The sequence below is a fragment of the Nocardia sp. NPDC056000 genome (genome assembly GCF_042269265.1).
Taxonomy (GTDB): Bacteria; Actinomycetota; Actinomycetes; order Mycobacteriales; family Mycobacteriaceae; genus Nocardia.
Map to the genome: position 1 here is coordinate 140,097 of NZ_JBHJXS010000007.1, position 14,130 is coordinate 154,226.

General features: G+C 62.0%; 14 protein-coding genes. 6 read left to right on the top strand and 8 right to left on the bottom strand.

The genetic code is table 11. The annotated features are described in order from the left end of the window. Positions 1-20 precede the first annotated feature (20 nt). A complete protein-coding gene (locus tag ACFC4D_RS21550) occupies positions 21-1,088 on the bottom strand; it encodes an AraC family transcriptional regulator ligand-binding domain-containing protein (protein ID WP_376065769.1) in 1,068 nt (355 codons plus the stop codon). Positions 1,089-1,302: 214 nt separating this feature from the next. Here ACFC4D_RS21550 and ACFC4D_RS21555 point away from each other — a divergent pair, with 214 nt between their 5' ends. The 4 genes from ACFC4D_RS21555 (at position 1,303) to ACFC4D_RS21570 (ending at position 5,544) form a co-directional block, all read left to right on the top strand. Then, complete coding sequence (locus ACFC4D_RS21555; RefSeq protein WP_376065771.1) at positions 1,303-2,868, top strand: MFS transporter; 1,566 nt, start codon at positions 1,303-1,305, stop codon at positions 2,866-2,868. Positions 2,869-3,215: 347 nt separating this feature from the next. Beyond that, positions 3,216-3,683 carry an NUDIX hydrolase gene (locus ACFC4D_RS21560; protein WP_376065774.1) on the top strand — a complete coding sequence of 156 codons (468 nt, stop codon included), beginning with the start codon at positions 3,216-3,218 and terminating at the stop codon, positions 3,681-3,683. A 74-nt stretch (positions 3,684-3,757) separates the two neighbouring features. Next, positions 3,758-4,867 (top strand): helix-turn-helix domain-containing protein, encoded by a 1,110-nt coding sequence (locus tag ACFC4D_RS21565; RefSeq protein WP_376065776.1) that lies wholly within the window; start codon positions 3,758-3,760, stop codon positions 4,865-4,867. 29 nt (positions 4,868-4,896) lie between these two features. Continuing rightward, the gene (locus tag ACFC4D_RS21570; RefSeq protein ID WP_376065779.1) at positions 4,897-5,544 is read left to right on the top strand and encodes a nucleoside monophosphate kinase; all 648 of its coding nucleotides are present in this window, start codon (positions 4,897-4,899) and stop codon (positions 5,542-5,544) included. Between the two features lie 166 nt (positions 5,545-5,710). Here the strand turns inward: ACFC4D_RS21570 and ACFC4D_RS21575 are convergent, their stop codons facing one another. From ACFC4D_RS21575 to ACFC4D_RS21595, 5 genes are all read right to left on the bottom strand, one after another. Beyond that, positions 5,711-6,247 (bottom strand): hypothetical protein, encoded by a 537-nt coding sequence (locus ACFC4D_RS21575; RefSeq protein ID WP_376065782.1) that lies wholly within the window; start codon positions 6,245-6,247, stop codon positions 5,711-5,713. A gap of 371 nt (positions 6,248-6,618) precedes the next feature. Further along, on the bottom strand, positions 6,619-7,911 hold the full coding sequence (locus ACFC4D_RS21580; RefSeq protein ID WP_376065784.1) for a PA domain-containing protein: 1,293 nt from the start codon (positions 7,909-7,911) through the stop codon (positions 6,619-6,621). Next, positions 7,895-8,284 (bottom strand): hypothetical protein, encoded by a 390-nt coding sequence (locus ACFC4D_RS21585; protein WP_376065787.1) that lies wholly within the window; start codon positions 8,282-8,284, stop codon positions 7,895-7,897. The genes ACFC4D_RS21580 and ACFC4D_RS21585 overlap by 17 nt, the downstream gene beginning before the upstream one ends. A 28-nt stretch (positions 8,285-8,312) precedes the next feature. After that, complete coding sequence (locus ACFC4D_RS21590) at positions 8,313-8,810, bottom strand: hypothetical protein (RefSeq protein ID WP_376065789.1); 498 nt, start codon at positions 8,808-8,810, stop codon at positions 8,313-8,315. A gap of 596 nt (positions 8,811-9,406) precedes the next feature. Beyond that, positions 9,407-10,048 (bottom strand): MspA family porin, encoded by a 642-nt coding sequence (locus ACFC4D_RS21595; protein WP_376065792.1) that lies wholly within the window; start codon positions 10,046-10,048, stop codon positions 9,407-9,409. A 293-nt stretch (positions 10,049-10,341) separates the two neighbouring features. Between ACFC4D_RS21595 and ACFC4D_RS21600 the strand changes: the two genes are divergently transcribed. Further along, the gene (locus tag ACFC4D_RS21600) at positions 10,342-11,607 is read left to right on the top strand and encodes a helix-turn-helix domain-containing protein (RefSeq protein WP_376065795.1); all 1,266 of its coding nucleotides are present in this window, start codon (positions 10,342-10,344) and stop codon (positions 11,605-11,607) included. A 230-nt stretch (positions 11,608-11,837) separates the two neighbouring features. On the opposite strand, the gene ACFC4D_RS21605 is transcribed toward ACFC4D_RS21600, so the two are convergent. Next, positions 11,838-12,401, bottom strand: coding sequence for a hypothetical protein (locus tag ACFC4D_RS21605; RefSeq protein ID WP_376065798.1), 564 nt, complete (start codon positions 12,399-12,401; stop codon positions 11,838-11,840). An 878-nt stretch (positions 12,402-13,279) separates the two neighbouring features. On the opposite strand from ACFC4D_RS21605, the gene ACFC4D_RS21610 reads away from it, so the two are divergent. After that, positions 13,280-13,543 (top strand): DUF1214 domain-containing protein, encoded by a 264-nt coding sequence (locus ACFC4D_RS21610; RefSeq protein WP_376066502.1) that lies wholly within the window; start codon positions 13,280-13,282, stop codon positions 13,541-13,543. Positions 13,544-13,652: 109 nt separating this feature from the next. Here the strand turns inward: ACFC4D_RS21610 and ACFC4D_RS21615 are convergent, their stop codons facing one another. Next, positions 13,653-14,060, bottom strand: coding sequence for a hypothetical protein (locus ACFC4D_RS21615; protein ID WP_376065799.1), 408 nt, complete (start codon positions 14,058-14,060; stop codon positions 13,653-13,655). Positions 14,061-14,130: the final 70 nt, after the last annotated feature.

Sequence of the window (14,130 nt, forward strand, 5' to 3'; positions counted from 1 at the left end):
GCGGCGCGGCCAAGACCGATTCAGCCCGACGGCATCGAGGCTTCGGCACGACCGGTATCGCGCCGCATCGGCTCCGGACGCCGCCGGTAGGCGCTGGGTGGATTGCCGGTCCATCGAGAGAACGATCTGCTGAACGCCGCGGCGCTGGTGTAGCCGAGGCGGGCCGCGGTCTCTGTGACCGTGAGATCGAGGACTTCGAGCATGTCGACTGCCAGCGCACACCGAGTCTCCTCCTGCAGGATTCGGAAGTTGGTCCCCTCCTCGGCGAGTCGTCGGTGCAGAGTGCGGCGGTCCATGTTCAGTCCGGCCGCGATCTCGGTCGTAGTAGGCGCGGTGTGGATCTTGTGCAGAAGTATCGCGCGGATTCTGCCAGCGAGCGGGCCGCGGGCGAGCCGATTCTGAACCAAGTCCAGGCAATGTTGCTCGCATAGTGCAGCGGTCGCCGGATCCGGCATCGACATCGGTTCGGCAAGAAGATCGAGGGGAAACGTCAGTTCGGTCGTCGGTCGGTCAGCGATGATCCGGAGCCGTCCCATCGGATCGTGTGCGAGGTCGGTGAGCATCGCAGTCATGCCATCGATCAGTTTCGCCGCACGGTCCTCGGGAAGCGCCAACTCCAAGCGGGTATCGCCGAGACGGTCGACGAGTTGCGGACTGAGACAACGCAACACGATCACTCCGAAGATGAGGGCGATGTCACGTTCGAGCAGGAAAGTCCGGACGTCGACGGGAAGGTGCTTGTGCTGGAACGTTATTCGCCCTGTGGTCTGGGTGAAGCTGACGGTGATGTCGATGAATCGGTTGCCGATCCGCAAGGTTCGTAGTGCAACTTGAAGAGCTTCGCCGGCGGTGGGGCTGCTGAGCATCGCGAAGCCCAGTAACCCGAAGTTCGTCAGCGAGAAGCGCATCGCGACCTCGGTGCCGAGCCCCGGGCGGTCTCCGAGTGTGTGCACCAGGTTTCGCGCGACCGAGAGCTCTTGCACGCCTTCGACTTCCAGGTCGTCGGCGTCCAGATCGGCGAGAACAAGCCCTGTCGAGGCGAGCAGGCGGCGTTCGGAGATCCCGTGTTCGACTCCGACCTGGACCATATGCCGAATGCCGATGACGCCGCGTCTGAAATCCCACGACTTTCCCTCCACCGCGCCGAAAGTATCACGGTCCCGTCCCATCGGATCATTCCCGCGGTTCCGGGCGGCTCATACGGTTGCCTGAGGCCGTCCAGAAGTCGGCGCATGTACCGGGGCGATTCGCTCCCAGCTCCGACGCGGTACCGTCCGCCACAGACGAGAAGGTCCAAAATTGATGCGTTCCATGGTGATTCGATGGCTGGGACTGGCGGCGTTGTGCTTTGCCGAGCTGCTGGTGTTCCTGGACAACACCATCGTCAATGTGGCGTTGCCGAAGATTTCGACGGATTTGAATGCCGGCACCTCTGGTTTGCAGTTGGTGGTCGACATGTACACGCTCGTGTTCGCCGGCCTGCTTCTGACCGGCGGGTATCTGGGTGATCGCCTCGGCCGCAAGACCGTACTCCTGATCGGAATCACAGGTTTCGCGGTGCTGTCCGCACTCGCGGCGATATCGACCGACCTAGGGCAACTGATCGCCGCGCGAGCGGGCCTGGGACTGTTTGCCGCACTTGTCTTTCCGGCGACCCTGGCCATCGTGGTGATCCTGTTCGACGACCTCCGCGAACGCGCGATCGCGGTAGCCACCTGGGCCGCGGTGGCCGGAGTCGCCGCCGCGATCGGCCCGGTGGTGGGCGGCTGGTTGCTCGACCGCTACTCGTGGAGTTCGATCTTCTGGATCAATGTTCCCGCCGGTGCCATCGCGCTGGTCGCGGTCGTGGCGCTGATCCCGCCCAGTCGCAATCCCGACACCGGACGTTTCGATCTCGGTGGCATGGTGCTGTCGATGGTCGGGATCTCGATCGTTGTCTACAGCGTGATCGAGGCACCGAACCACGGCTGGCTGACCATTCGCACCCTCGGTGGGATCGTGGTCGGCGCAGTAGTCATCGCAGCGTATGTGTTGTGGGAGAACCGATTCCCGTCGCCATTGTTCGACATCCGCCTCTTCCGTGACCGCAACTTCGCCGCGGCGGCACTGCTGCTGACATTCGGCATGTTCGCGCTCATGGGATTCGTGTTCCTGATGACCCAATATTTCCAAGGCGTCAAAGAGTTTTCGCCCCTGGAGACCGGCACCCGCACACTGCCCTTCGCCATCGCGATGACACTCTTCGCCGGACCGAGCATGTGGCTGGGTTCGAAGATCGGAGCGGGTCGTACCGCCGTACTCGGATCACTCGTCATGGCCCTGGCCTTCTGGCTCACCATCCGGTACGACGCGATCACCTCGTACTGGGGAGTGATCGTGCCCGTCATGGTCACCTTGGCCGCAGGCGTGTCACTTGTCGCGGGACCGGCAACCTTGATGGTGCTCAACGAGCTCTCGACCGGACAGGTCGGAGCGGGATCGGCGGTCAACGACACAAGTCGCGAACTTGGTGGCTCTCTGGGAGTTGCCGTACTCGGCTCGATCCTCGCCTCGATCTACTCCGCGAGGATCACTACCGATATGGCCGACATCCCGTTGCCTCAGGCCGCACACGACGCGGCGACGAACTCCATGCTGGCAGGGATTCAAGCCGCGCGATCCATTCCGGATCCCACCGGTGCCCAACTCGGTGATCTTGTCAAAACCGCCTTCCTGCAAGGCTTTCACATTGCCTCCCTTACCGCTGGAGGTGTTGCGGCAGTCGCCGCCATCGCTGGCTGGCTCTTGCTCAGACCGGGCCCACAACCCCAGACGAGCGCTGACAACGTCACGGACGTGTCGGAGACGAACCCGTCGTCGGTGACCTGACGCTGTCGAACCACCCATAGTGACCAACGATCGCGGCACGATCGATACTGCCGTGGACCGGAAACGTTGAGATGCGAACGCGCTCTGTGGCCTTCGATATCGGTGCCACTGCAGTCAAGCCCGGACTGACGTCCGCGTCGCCGCATTCTCGATTCCACCGGAGGCTCATCCCACGTCGAAACATCGACGCCGTGATCGCTAGCAAAGGCAATGAGTTGCGCAGATCGGCAACCCCGCGTGGTCGAGCAAGCCGAATGATGAGTGGCAAGGACCACCAATTCCGGTTATATCGGAGCTGGTGATTTTCGGATTGCCGCCGAGAATACGCTCCAAGAACAGGAACGAAAATGACTGATATCACCAAATTCCAATATTGCCAGAAAATCTTCGTCATGAACGAGTCCAACTCCACCGCACTGCTGGCGCGCCGCGCCGGAGAGGCCGACTATGATGGGGCCTATTCTCTGATCGGCGGCAAGATGGAGCACAGCGACGGCGATATCCTCACCGGCCTTGCGCGTGAGAAGAACGAAGAAATCGGATCCGATGCGATTATCGAAGTGATACTGAACTACTCCTACAACACAACATTTGAAAAGAAGGACGGAAGCTTCATGATCCTTCCTCACTATTATGCGCGATACGCGGGGGGTGAAATCATACTCAACGAAGAGTACTCGGATTTCACTTGGGTTCCCCTCGCAAAATTGCCCACGTTCGAACCACTGATCGCGAATGTGCCCGAGATCGGAACGATCTTGAGCAAGTTGGTCGAAATAGCCACCCCCGAAGACTACGTTCGGCTGCCGTCCTAGGAACGAACCTCCAACCAGGTCGGCGTTGGTACGCTCGCTGAGGATCACCATTGCGATGATCCCGAATTGATCGTATGACCTGGTGGATGATGCCGAGATTCAGCCTCTACTTTGGAATGACATTCGGCCAGGTGCTGCGCCAACTCAGAAGAACCGCTGGGCTGAATCAGCACGACCTGGCCGTTTTCATCGATCGCGAGCACACCTACATCAGCAAACTCGAGGGCGGCAAAGTCCATTGCGCACCGGATGATGTGACCTTACTGGCCGACGCAGTCAAAGCGGACGCGGACGATCGTGCCGCTCTCTACCAGTCGTACGAGAATGAAACCGGTCGATCGGTTCTTGGAATCGACGGTGACGAAGTGTCCAGGAACATCGACGCACTCGTTCGTTCCACTCAGACTCTGCGTCTTTTGGGCGATCCCCGACTCGCCTACGAACTGGCCACCACTCAATTCGATCCGATCATGCGAGTTCTCCGCAGTGGGCAGGCATTGACTTCACGAGGTTCGCCGATCTTCCCACTGGTCTGTGAACTGGTTCTCGAACAGACTAAATCCGCCCTCGATTTCATGACCAGGCCTCAGGTGGTCAACGGGTCGTTGAATAGGGGGCTCGGCATCCAGCGTCAACTATCGGACCTCACTGCGGATTCGACGGCCACCGTGGCAGCGCACTTGTCGTGCGAGGCCGTACTCTACGCCAGCGGAGATATCCACCGAGCACATGAAGTCGGCTTGGAGCTAATTCAGGATTTCCCCGACTACAGCCCGATATGGGCATCGGAGGTGCTCCGGTCGGTCGCTATCAACGCAGGCCTGATCGGCGACGCCAGAGCGTTGAACGTTGCGCGCCAGCGTTTTTCGACGAGCCGGGGTCTGTTCACCGCCGAACAAGCGAGCTTCATCCTGGAAGGCCTGGCCCGCGGCGGAGTGCACATCAACCCGGCACGCGCCCGGGCAGACATCGACGAAGCGCGTGATCTGTATCAGCGAGTGTCATTGGTTCCTCCGATCAGGATGGTGCAACTGGCACGGGCACAGGCACTTTCGGACTTGTCCTCCGACCGTCGGAGCATCTCCGACGCGAGCCGGATCGAACTGGAGCAAGCCCTGGCCACCAGCCGAGCGAAACGCTATCTGAAATACGACAAGGAAATCGAAAGATTTCTCCTGATGTAACGCCTCCATACACGATGAGTAGGTGCACGATGGAGCTCATTCTTGTTCAGGGGAAGCCCGGTTGCGGGAAGAGCAGCGCGTCCGAAGCCGTGGTATCGGAATTGCGTCGACGCCATGGCATCGATGCGGTCTTCGTGTCGGTCGGTGACCGCCTTCGCGCGATCCGCGCCGGCACCGTCACATCGAAGTTCGCCGAACAGGTCACAGGAGCTGCGAAGGCATTGTCCTCTGGCCGACGTGTCACCGACGACCTGGTGACGGCGGTCGTCGACGAGTTCCTCACACTGAGATCGTCTTCGCAGGTACTGATCGTGGACGGCTATCCGAAGTACCGCCAACAGCTCGACCCGTTCGAATGCGCCGTCGCCCGCGCATCCGGCCAGATCAGGGGCGTGGTCTACATGGATCTTCCGGACGAGCTCGCCGTCGGTCGAATCGTCCGGCGCGGATCACGAATCGGCGAGCAGGCGTCCGCACAGCAGTTCGCTCGTGACCGAATCGCCTTGTACAACAGCGAGAACCGGGATATCGAGTCGATGCTGCGCGCCAGGTATCGAACGATCCGCGTCGATGCCTCGAACGACCGAACCCAAAGCTGCACGGCCGTGGTCAGCGCGGCCATGACCCTGCTCGCCGACCACATTCGGCGGGATACATCACTCTTACGCAGCCTTTGATGTCCTGCCCGACAACGGAATCCGTATCAGGACAGTTCGCCGAGTCGCGATATTGCCCCCAATGCGCACACGCTCGCCATCGAACCAACGAGCACAACACCACAGGCGGTCCGTCCCAGTTGCACCGATCGCGACAGATGGTTTCGACATGTAGAAACTCGAATGACTAACGCTGTTCGATCATGGTCGGCAGAGGGGCTGCGGTCCCTGTGGCTGTGCGGGAGAAACACGGGGAGGTCCCGCCGAGAATGAGGACGTCGGGGCCGACCCCGTCGTCGGTCGCGTTACCGTGGCGGACGATCAATTGATAGCCATCAGAGGTGGCGGCGATCGACTGCACGGCAAGTTCTGTCTCGGTGACGTTCCATCCTTGGCTGCCCCAGTACTTGCGTACATCGGTGAAGTATTGGTCTGCCTGACCCGACGGGATACCCGACACGTAGTACACGACCTGTGTCTTCACCGGTCCGGTCGTATCGTTCAGATCGCCGTCGCACGGGGCCGCGGCCATCGGCTGTATCAACTGATCGACAGAATGGCCTTCGGCCAGTCTTTCGGGAGCGAGAGTGAGGCGGACTCCTCGGGGCAGTGCGTTCAGGGTCGCCGTGAGGTACGACTCAATGCGGTCACGCGCAGTAGCCTGAGTCAAAGTCGGCGACGCCGATTCATCAGCGTTCGAGGTGCAGCTCGCTGTGAGCACCATCGTGGCCGCCGCCGTCAGAGCAGCTGTCACGCGGCCGCGGCGGGTCCGGCGACCTCTCACGCTACTGGCCGGGTTGAGGGATGACCAGGACAATGGCTCCGATCCTTTCCAGTTGGGGCACCTGATCGATCGAGATGTGGGTCCACTCGGACGGCCGGCCGACAATTATCGTGCCCATGCTGTCCATATCGGCAACGACGCGACGCGACAGACACATGGCGCCGGTGCCCGCATCGGCGGTGGAGGCGGCGGCCCTGCAGCTACACCCTGAACCCACTCTGATCCCACCCGCGGTTGTGTAGCGCCATAGGGAAATCTCCTCCGACGGCAAACTGGCCGCGACCGCCTAATCACTTTCATGCTCCGATTGGCTAATTTGCCCAGCGTGCGGCAGCGTAGGCCGATGCTTTCGCTGGGGTCAGTAACAGCGGAGTTCGAGAATCAGTGGCCGCCGCGGAGGTGAGTGCAATTCCGGTGACCGGAATGCCTGTGCTGGGAAAGCCTGCGGCGTTGGGTGATTCGTCCGCAGGTGCGGACCGGTAGCTGACGTCGTTGGCCTTGAGATAGTCGGTGAGTGTGGTGGACACCGACTGCGCACCGGTGAGCTTTTCACCTTGAGCGGGAGCGTCGTACACGGTGATCCCGGTGCCGCGGGTGTCGGCGATCGTCATCGCCAGGTAAGCCGACTCCTTCCGGGCATCGATGGCGATACTGGTGATGAAATGCCTGGATCCTGTTGTGTCAGTGGCACTGTCGGCCCAGAACCCGAACACGACGGGTTTGGATGGCTTGGTCTTCGCGAATTTTGTCGCGAGGTCGATCAATGCTGCCGCAGCGTAGATGGCGCCAGCGGGATTGGGTTGGGGGCCGATGCCAAGCGAGGTACCGACAATCAGCACGCCCTCAGTGCTATCGGGTCCGGTTCGGGCAACGACATTACGCGAATCCAGTTGTCGGATAACGTTATCGAGGACCACGACGGCGTTCGCATCCTCGCCCATGCCTCGCAGACGACTGCCATCCTCACGTGAGATCGCCACCATCGGTAACACAGCGGGTGGGTCGGGGGTCATGGTCCAGTCGGTAGGCAGATCGCCATCACTGACGATGATCATTGCCGCGGCCTCGGCGCGGCCAGCGTAGGACTGCTTTTGATGGAATGAGCAACCACCCCGGTTGACCACAACGATGGCATTGCGGACTCCTGCCGTGCGGTAGTCGTCGTTGTCGCAACCGGCGGAGTCGAGCATCACGAGACGACCGGTGACCCCTTGCTGCCCTGAGCTTTTGGAGAACGGCATAGGGTAGGCGGGAATGTCACTTCCGTTGACCGTCAGTGATACGGAGTTAGCGGAGTCAGTCGAGGCGGTGAAGGGTTTGTCATCGACAGCCAGCCCTGCACTCCGGAGCTTGGTCGCGATGTAGTCGGCGGCGGCGTCGAACCCTGAGGACCCGGGAGTACTTGCACCGCCGTTCTTCTCGATCAGTCCCGCGATATCGTCGGCATATTGAGCGATCGCGGCACTGTCCAAACTTGCCGCCAGATTCTCGGCGGTCTGGTTCGAATCTGTCGAAGACGTGCACCCGGCGACGAGCAAACTGATCTGGAGTAGTGCGACGATGGCAAGCATGGTGCGACCGGAGAAACTAGCTGGCATAGCCATGGCGGTTCACCTCATCCAGAGTGTTGGGGAGATCGGGGATTTGCTTGGTATCGCCGTACCAGAAGAGCTCATGGCGCTCGACCACGTCATTCGGTGCCATCGCGACAGGTTCGTATACGCCGAACATCGCCAATTCGATGCCCAGCCGCTGCGGGTCCGCAGTGTAGGGCTCAGTGATGCCGGTATCGGTGTCGGCGACGAATCCGTATAACCCAGGCCAGCGGGTCTGCTCATACACAACGAAGACGAATCGGCCTTGGATCCACGAAGCACGGACTGTGATGTCGGTACCCTTGAGTGGGGAATCGGTATCGATGTAGTCCAGCAATGCGGACAACACTCGTTGAGCTCGATCATGATCGGTGTCGGTCATCGAGGCGCTTCTCTCCAGGCGGTTGGGATCACGCTTGCGGACGGATGCCCGGGTCATCCGGGTTCAAGGGCTGGCCGTAGACGGTGCCGACAAACCCTTCTCGGCTGACCCAGCTGGGGCATTCGACAGTGCCTTCGCAGAACGCGGTGATGATCCCCTTCTGTTTTCCGTCGCCTTCAGGGTTCGCGGTTTCCACGACCATCTTCACGGTCACCTCCGTGTCGGTCTCAGTACAGATCATTTCTCGCGGGTTGGCCCAGGCGGAGCAGTCCTTCATTTTGATTGTCTTGTTGTAGATCAGGGTGCTGCCGCCCGGCTTCTCGGGCACTCCGCAGGTGGACTCCACCAGCTGCTGGACGGTGTCCATGTTGGTGATCTTGTGCTTGTGATTGATCTTGTCCCACCCGAATCCTTGAGGCTTACTGTTCTCGTCGTAGTAGCCGCGCCGGAGAATCACCTTGTTTCCGCACTTGTCGGTCGTCTCGAACTCGATCTCGTTGATTGGGTATGGCTTGTCGGTAGACACCCGAGGCACGACATCCGGTCTGAGTGTCGGAGCTTCCGGGACAAACGGAGTCGGCTGGCCCACGTCGGAAGGGCGTTGCGGAGCCGGAACCGCCTGCCCTGGCGCGATCGGCGGCACCGCAATGTTGGGTGCACCCGGGACCGGCACGATGGGCGCGCCGTTGCCAGGCCCTACCGGGGGCGGGGTGAGTGCGCCAGCGTGGGCACCCCCGCCAGTGCTTGGCTGGGACTGACTCGGCACCGGCGCTGTCGGCAGTGGCGGTGGAGTACTCGGCGGGCCGGGGGGTGGCGGTTTGGGAACTGGAATGCATGGCCAACCTGGGTGCATCTGCTGCCACTGTTCACACGGAATATCGGGCTGCGCGGACGCGACCGAGGCGTCGACAACCATCGTGGCAGCCGTGGCCAGGGCGAGAGTCATCAGGACTACCACGGTGCGCGAGCCTCGGCGCACCCCGGGCGCATCAAAAGTTCTCGGGACAAGTTCGGTGTGCATCGTTGCTCTCTTCCCTAGAGCCAGATGGGTCGCCATAGACAGCGACGGTGTGTCCGCGGTCGAGGTGGAAATGCGCGACAAGAGGTGGGGCGCTGGTGGTCTCACAACCAGATCGGGTCGCCGTAGACGGTTACGGAGTTATCGGCGGTCGGGGTGGAGATGCGGACCGTGGCGTAGGAGCGCAGGGTTACCGGTCCCATGCAGGCGTCGATCTTGACTTCGACCTGGTCGGCGGTGATGGACGCACGGTTGGTGGCCAGGGGTTTGGTGCCGAAGTCGATGGTGGCGATCGAGCCGGGTCGCAGGGTGGTGGAGATGTTGGGGTTGACCGAGGCTTGACCACCGATCGTGGCACCGGGGAATTGGGAGATGGTGACCGAGGCGTTCGGGCCGATGGAGAAGCCCATGCCCAGGGTCAGACCGCTGGAGACGTCGACCTGGCAGCCGATCTGATAACCCAGGGTGAGGCTGCCGGCCGAGACGGGTTGGCGCCCGGCACCTTTGACCTCGGCCACGGCCTTCAACGCGACGAACCCTTCGCGGGTGAACATGGTCGCGGCCAGGTTCGGATACCGGTCGAGGTTCTCGGCGGTCTTGGTGATCGAGAGCTGCCAGCCGTCATCGGTGTCGACGACGCGGTTCTTGTCCGGCACCGTGTCGGCGCCGGCGATTCCCGCTGTGAGCGTGCCCGCGGCGACGGAGGCGAATACCGCGCTGGTGAATACGGTGCGTGCGGTGACCATGTCCTGGGCTGCCCTTCTCGAAGTGACCCGCTCCGAACCCGGCGGCACTGCACGGGTTCGGAACGGGGGTCGATGAGTCGGCGGTGAGCGGACGAGCATTGGCGACCGTCACCGCTTCGACTTGGCAACTACAGCTGGAACCCTTCTGGAAACGGAAGCCCGACCGCCGTCACACCACGATGTAAACCCACTGTCACAGCGAGGTTTACACAGGTGAGAACTGCCAGTTCGCGTCGGAATCGCCCTGGATGATCCACGCCACAGTGACACCGCAGCGCCTAGAATTCGTATCCGTGAACCACCACGATCAAGGCCGAGAAGCGCTGGCCGAGCATCTTCAGCTACTTCGTGGTGAACATTCGGAGCTGAGCTTGCGTGCCATCGGTGACCGCGCACAGGTCAGTCACACCACGGTGGCACGGGCGTTGTCGACGGCCGACAAACTTCCGTCATGGCCCTCGATCGCCGCGATTGTCCGAGTCCTCGGCGGCACGGACTGCGAGGTCGAGCCCCTGTGGCTCTGGGCCTCCAGCGGCACGCCCCCGACAGCCGTGGACAACTCGGAGACTCCCGCACCACAAGCCGAGCCCGGCACACAGCGCTGGCCACGCTGGTTCATTTCAGTCTGCGTGGCCCTAACCGTCGCGATGATGATTCTGGCCATCGTGCACAGCGCCGTGCCGCCACAATCCAGCGCGGACCGATGGCTCGGCGATCTGGCCCAGACGGTGTTTGTCGCTGCGGCGACCGTGGCATTCGGCATCAACGGAGTGCATGCCCGAGGACGTGAGCGACAATGGCTATTGTTCGCCTGCCTGGCCAGTGGCTGCTGGGCCGCGGCCATGCTGTCCTGGACCATCGTCCACGAAATCGGCGGCAACCATGACCGCGGCACCCTGCTCGCCGAACTCGGCTTCCGCGCTTACTCATTGCTGATGCTCATCGCGCTGTGGCTACGCCACTCCCCCACCCGCGGCCGGGCACCGCGCAATGACGTCGTCCGCACCCTCGCCCTCACCGCCACCTCCGCCCTGTCGATCCCCGCGCTGATCTGGATCCTCGCCGCGCTACTGCACACCCACCCCGCGGAGCTACCCGACAACACCGCGATCCGACTGACCTACCTCTACCCGATCGCCGACGCCGCCATGCTGGCCTTGGCGCTACTCACCGATGCATGCGGGCACCGCATCACCCAATCACGTTTGCTCGCAATGGCATTCGCCGCTCACGCCATCGCCGCGACTCTCGCGACCATCGATACCGCCGCCGACGCCACCACCGACCTGGTCGCCAGCTCCGAACTCGGATTCACCATCTTCACCGCGCTACTCGCCGTCGCCGCCATCGCCCCCACGGACCACCGCACCCGCCCGTCGCGCCACCACCACCTCATCACCCGCGCACTGCAGAGCACAGGACTGATCGCCCTCGCCATTTACATCCTCACCCCGGCCATCGGCTCCCTCCCACCTGCCGTCAGCCCCCACATCGCCGCCGGTCTCACCCTCGCGCTGGCTGTGGCTCTGATTGGCAGCTTTCACCACACGAACCGCTGAACGTCCGATACCCGGCACCAATCTCGCCCGTGCGTCCCTCCCGAACGGAGGCATGGAGCAGGTCCGGGAGGCTGCAAGCCGAGGTGTGGCACCGGGAACCGGAACGGCTCGCCGTATGGTTTTTCGTCGGGCATGACACGATCATGAACGGCATCCTGCTCAGGTTCATGACGCTCCGTGACCCAGCCGATCAGCGCGCCCTGCGGCAAGGTGGGGCGTTCGCTGTGTGCTTACTGCGGCTGCACGTAATCGTCGATTCTTTGCGTAACCAAGTCACCTATCGCCCGCCGAAGATCGTCCGCAACCCGATAGAACATGTCGTCGACCTGGCAGAGCGACACCGGTTCGGCGTGTTCAGCGAGTGCGGCCCGTTCGGTTGCGAAGTACCCGTCGAAAACCTCTCGTGGCCCACTCAACACCGGTCGCTCACCACCCCAGGCGGGCAGCTGCGAGGTGGAATGCACATGATGCGCGGCCGACAAACAGGCTGAGGCCAGTTCTGGATGGCCCAGTAACCGCAGCGTGCCGGGAACATAGAACAGTTCGGAGGGGTGGTTGTACAGGAATTGCTCGTAGCCGCCGTTGCGGATCTCGTTCTCGAACACGCTCATCAGTACGACAATCCCCACAGGAGGAGTAATCCTGTCGAGCGGGATGCCCCGACGCCCGCTGCGCCAGTCGGCGGGGTAGGACGAGTTGCGCACAAAGGCCAGCGCGGCGACCTCGCCGATATCTCCTGCAGCGGCTAAGTCCAAGAGCCTTTGTCGATCGGACGCGGGTAGTCGGTACTCCACTCGGCAAAGATAGCCGAACGATAGCTGTCGTCGCGACCGCAGTCGCTTCGAAGTGACATCATCGGCACGATGATGCGTTGAGAAGCTGCTGTCGGACAGCCGGATTGGACAGCCGACCGACGCGCGGCTCCCGGCAAAAGAGTACGTCCGTCAGATCACGTCGTAGCACCGCCAGGGTAAGCCGTCCAGCGTTGACCAACCTTCCTGGCGAGTCGGGGTGAGGGATGCCGACGTATCGGCGGTGTTATATGCGGCACAATGGCCGCATCCGTAGTAGTAATGACTCAGTCGGCAAAAGCTCACGGTAACTGCCTGAGGATCAAATACACGCGCATTCCACCGGGCGCCTCATGGTGGCCCGACACCTAGAGTGGAGGCAACTGTCAATGAAAGTCTTGGAGTTGTATAAGGCTGGTCGCGTCGCCTCATATAAAACGATGTGGCGCGCAACGACCACTATCGTTTCGTTAGTCTTTCTGATTGCTGTGGCGTCCGCGCTCACGTGGCACACACGGGGATCGATGACAGGCTTCCTGACTCAGACCTTGCCAGCCGCCATCTGCATCTACATTTTGTGGATCCCCATTACTATTCGCTGGGCGCGAGCCGATCAGGTGGAGAAGAAGGACTAGGCCATACCCGAACCACGATGGGTTCTGCTGAACTGTGCGAGCTGAAAAGACTTGACGGTATGCGACCGGCGTGTAGCCGCCGGTTGGCGGCGCGGTTATGAAAGAAGACGTTATGGCCAACGAAGACACTGATGCGACAGCCGGAGCGGACAATACCGCCAATCCCGTGGCAACAGTTCGTCGCGGCACGGCGTTACGGAGATTCGCGGTCACGGCGGCGTCGACCGCCGCAGTTCTCTGTGTTCTCTGACCCTCTCAAACCCCGAACACTTCTTCGCGCCCAACGACCTCGAGCGCTACTCGCTGGGCACCAAGAACAAGACGATGAGCACCGGCCCCGACGGCACACTGACGCTGTACATCCAGCACAACTCGCCCGGAGCGGACCTCGAATCGAACTGGCTCCCCGCGCCGCGCACCGAGTTCGAGCTGACCCTCCGCACCTACTGGCCCAAACCCGAAGTGAACAAAGGTGATTGGACCCCGCCGCCGGTCCACCGGACCAACTGACTCCGCACCAACGGGTACCACCGCGATTCGGCATTGCCGTTATCGCGGTGGCCCGAACGCGGAACATTCACCGTGGCCGGTCAATGTTCGGGTTGAATGACGCTGCCTCTCAGACGATTTCAGGATCCCAGGTCGCGGCGGCCCAGATGACGACCGCGTCGAGGGCGATGAGGACGACCGCCCACCACGAGGCGTAGGGCAGGGTGAGGAAATTCAGGACCATCGACAGGGCGGCCAGGCCGATGGCGAACATCCGGCCCCAGACCGCGCCCATGATCAGGCCCAGTGCGGCGATGGCCAGTAGTGCGCCGACCACGATGTGGATCCAGCCCCAGGTGCTGAGGTTGAGGCGGTAGGAGTAGTTGTGTACTTCGGCGAAGAGTCCGTCGTCGGAGACGGCTGAAATCCCTTGCAGGATGGACATGGCCGCGACGGCGAGCAGCAATGTGCCTGCGGCGAAGGAGATTCCGAAGGCGAATCCCTGACGAACGGGATGCGCTTTGACCGGTTCACTCATGACAGCACCTTTCCGAATCGGGCGATAGGGCCACTGTCACCGACGCGTCACGCGGTGCGCCTCACCTGAA

What these genes read in the sequence shown, in the direction of transcription:
- ACFC4D_RS21595 (WP_376065792.1), bottom strand. Translation starts at nt 10,048, where the DNA reads ATGGTCACCGCACGCACCGTATTCACCAGCGCGGTATTCGCCTCCGTC.
- ACFC4D_RS21580 (WP_376065784.1), bottom strand. Translation starts at nt 7,911, where the DNA reads ATGGCTATGCCAGCTAGTTTCTCCGGTCGCACCATGCTTGCCATCGTC.
- ACFC4D_RS21565 (WP_376065776.1), top strand. Translation starts at nt 3,758, where the DNA reads ATGACCTGGTGGATGATGCCGAGATTCAGCCTCTACTTTGGAATGACA.
- ACFC4D_RS21585 (WP_376065787.1), bottom strand. Translation starts at nt 8,284, where the DNA reads ATGACCGACACCGATCATGATCGAGCTCAACGAGTGTTGTCCGCATTG.
- ACFC4D_RS21550 (WP_376065769.1), bottom strand. Translation starts at nt 1,088, where the DNA reads ATGGTCCAGGTCGGAGTCGAACACGGGATCTCCGAACGCCGCCTGCTC.
- ACFC4D_RS21555 (WP_376065771.1), top strand. Translation starts at nt 1,303, where the DNA reads ATGCGTTCCATGGTGATTCGATGGCTGGGACTGGCGGCGTTGTGCTTT.
- ACFC4D_RS21560 (WP_376065774.1), top strand. Translation starts at nt 3,216, where the DNA reads ATGACTGATATCACCAAATTCCAATATTGCCAGAAAATCTTCGTCATG.
- ACFC4D_RS21575 (WP_376065782.1), bottom strand. Translation starts at nt 6,247, where the DNA reads ATGGTGCTCACAGCGAGCTGCACCTCGAACGCTGATGAATCGGCGTCG.
- ACFC4D_RS21570 (WP_376065779.1), top strand. Translation starts at nt 4,897, where the DNA reads ATGGAGCTCATTCTTGTTCAGGGGAAGCCCGGTTGCGGGAAGAGCAGC.
- ACFC4D_RS21615 (WP_376065799.1), bottom strand. Translation starts at nt 14,060, where the DNA reads ATGAGTGAACCGGTCAAAGCGCATCCCGTTCGTCAGGGATTCGCCTTC.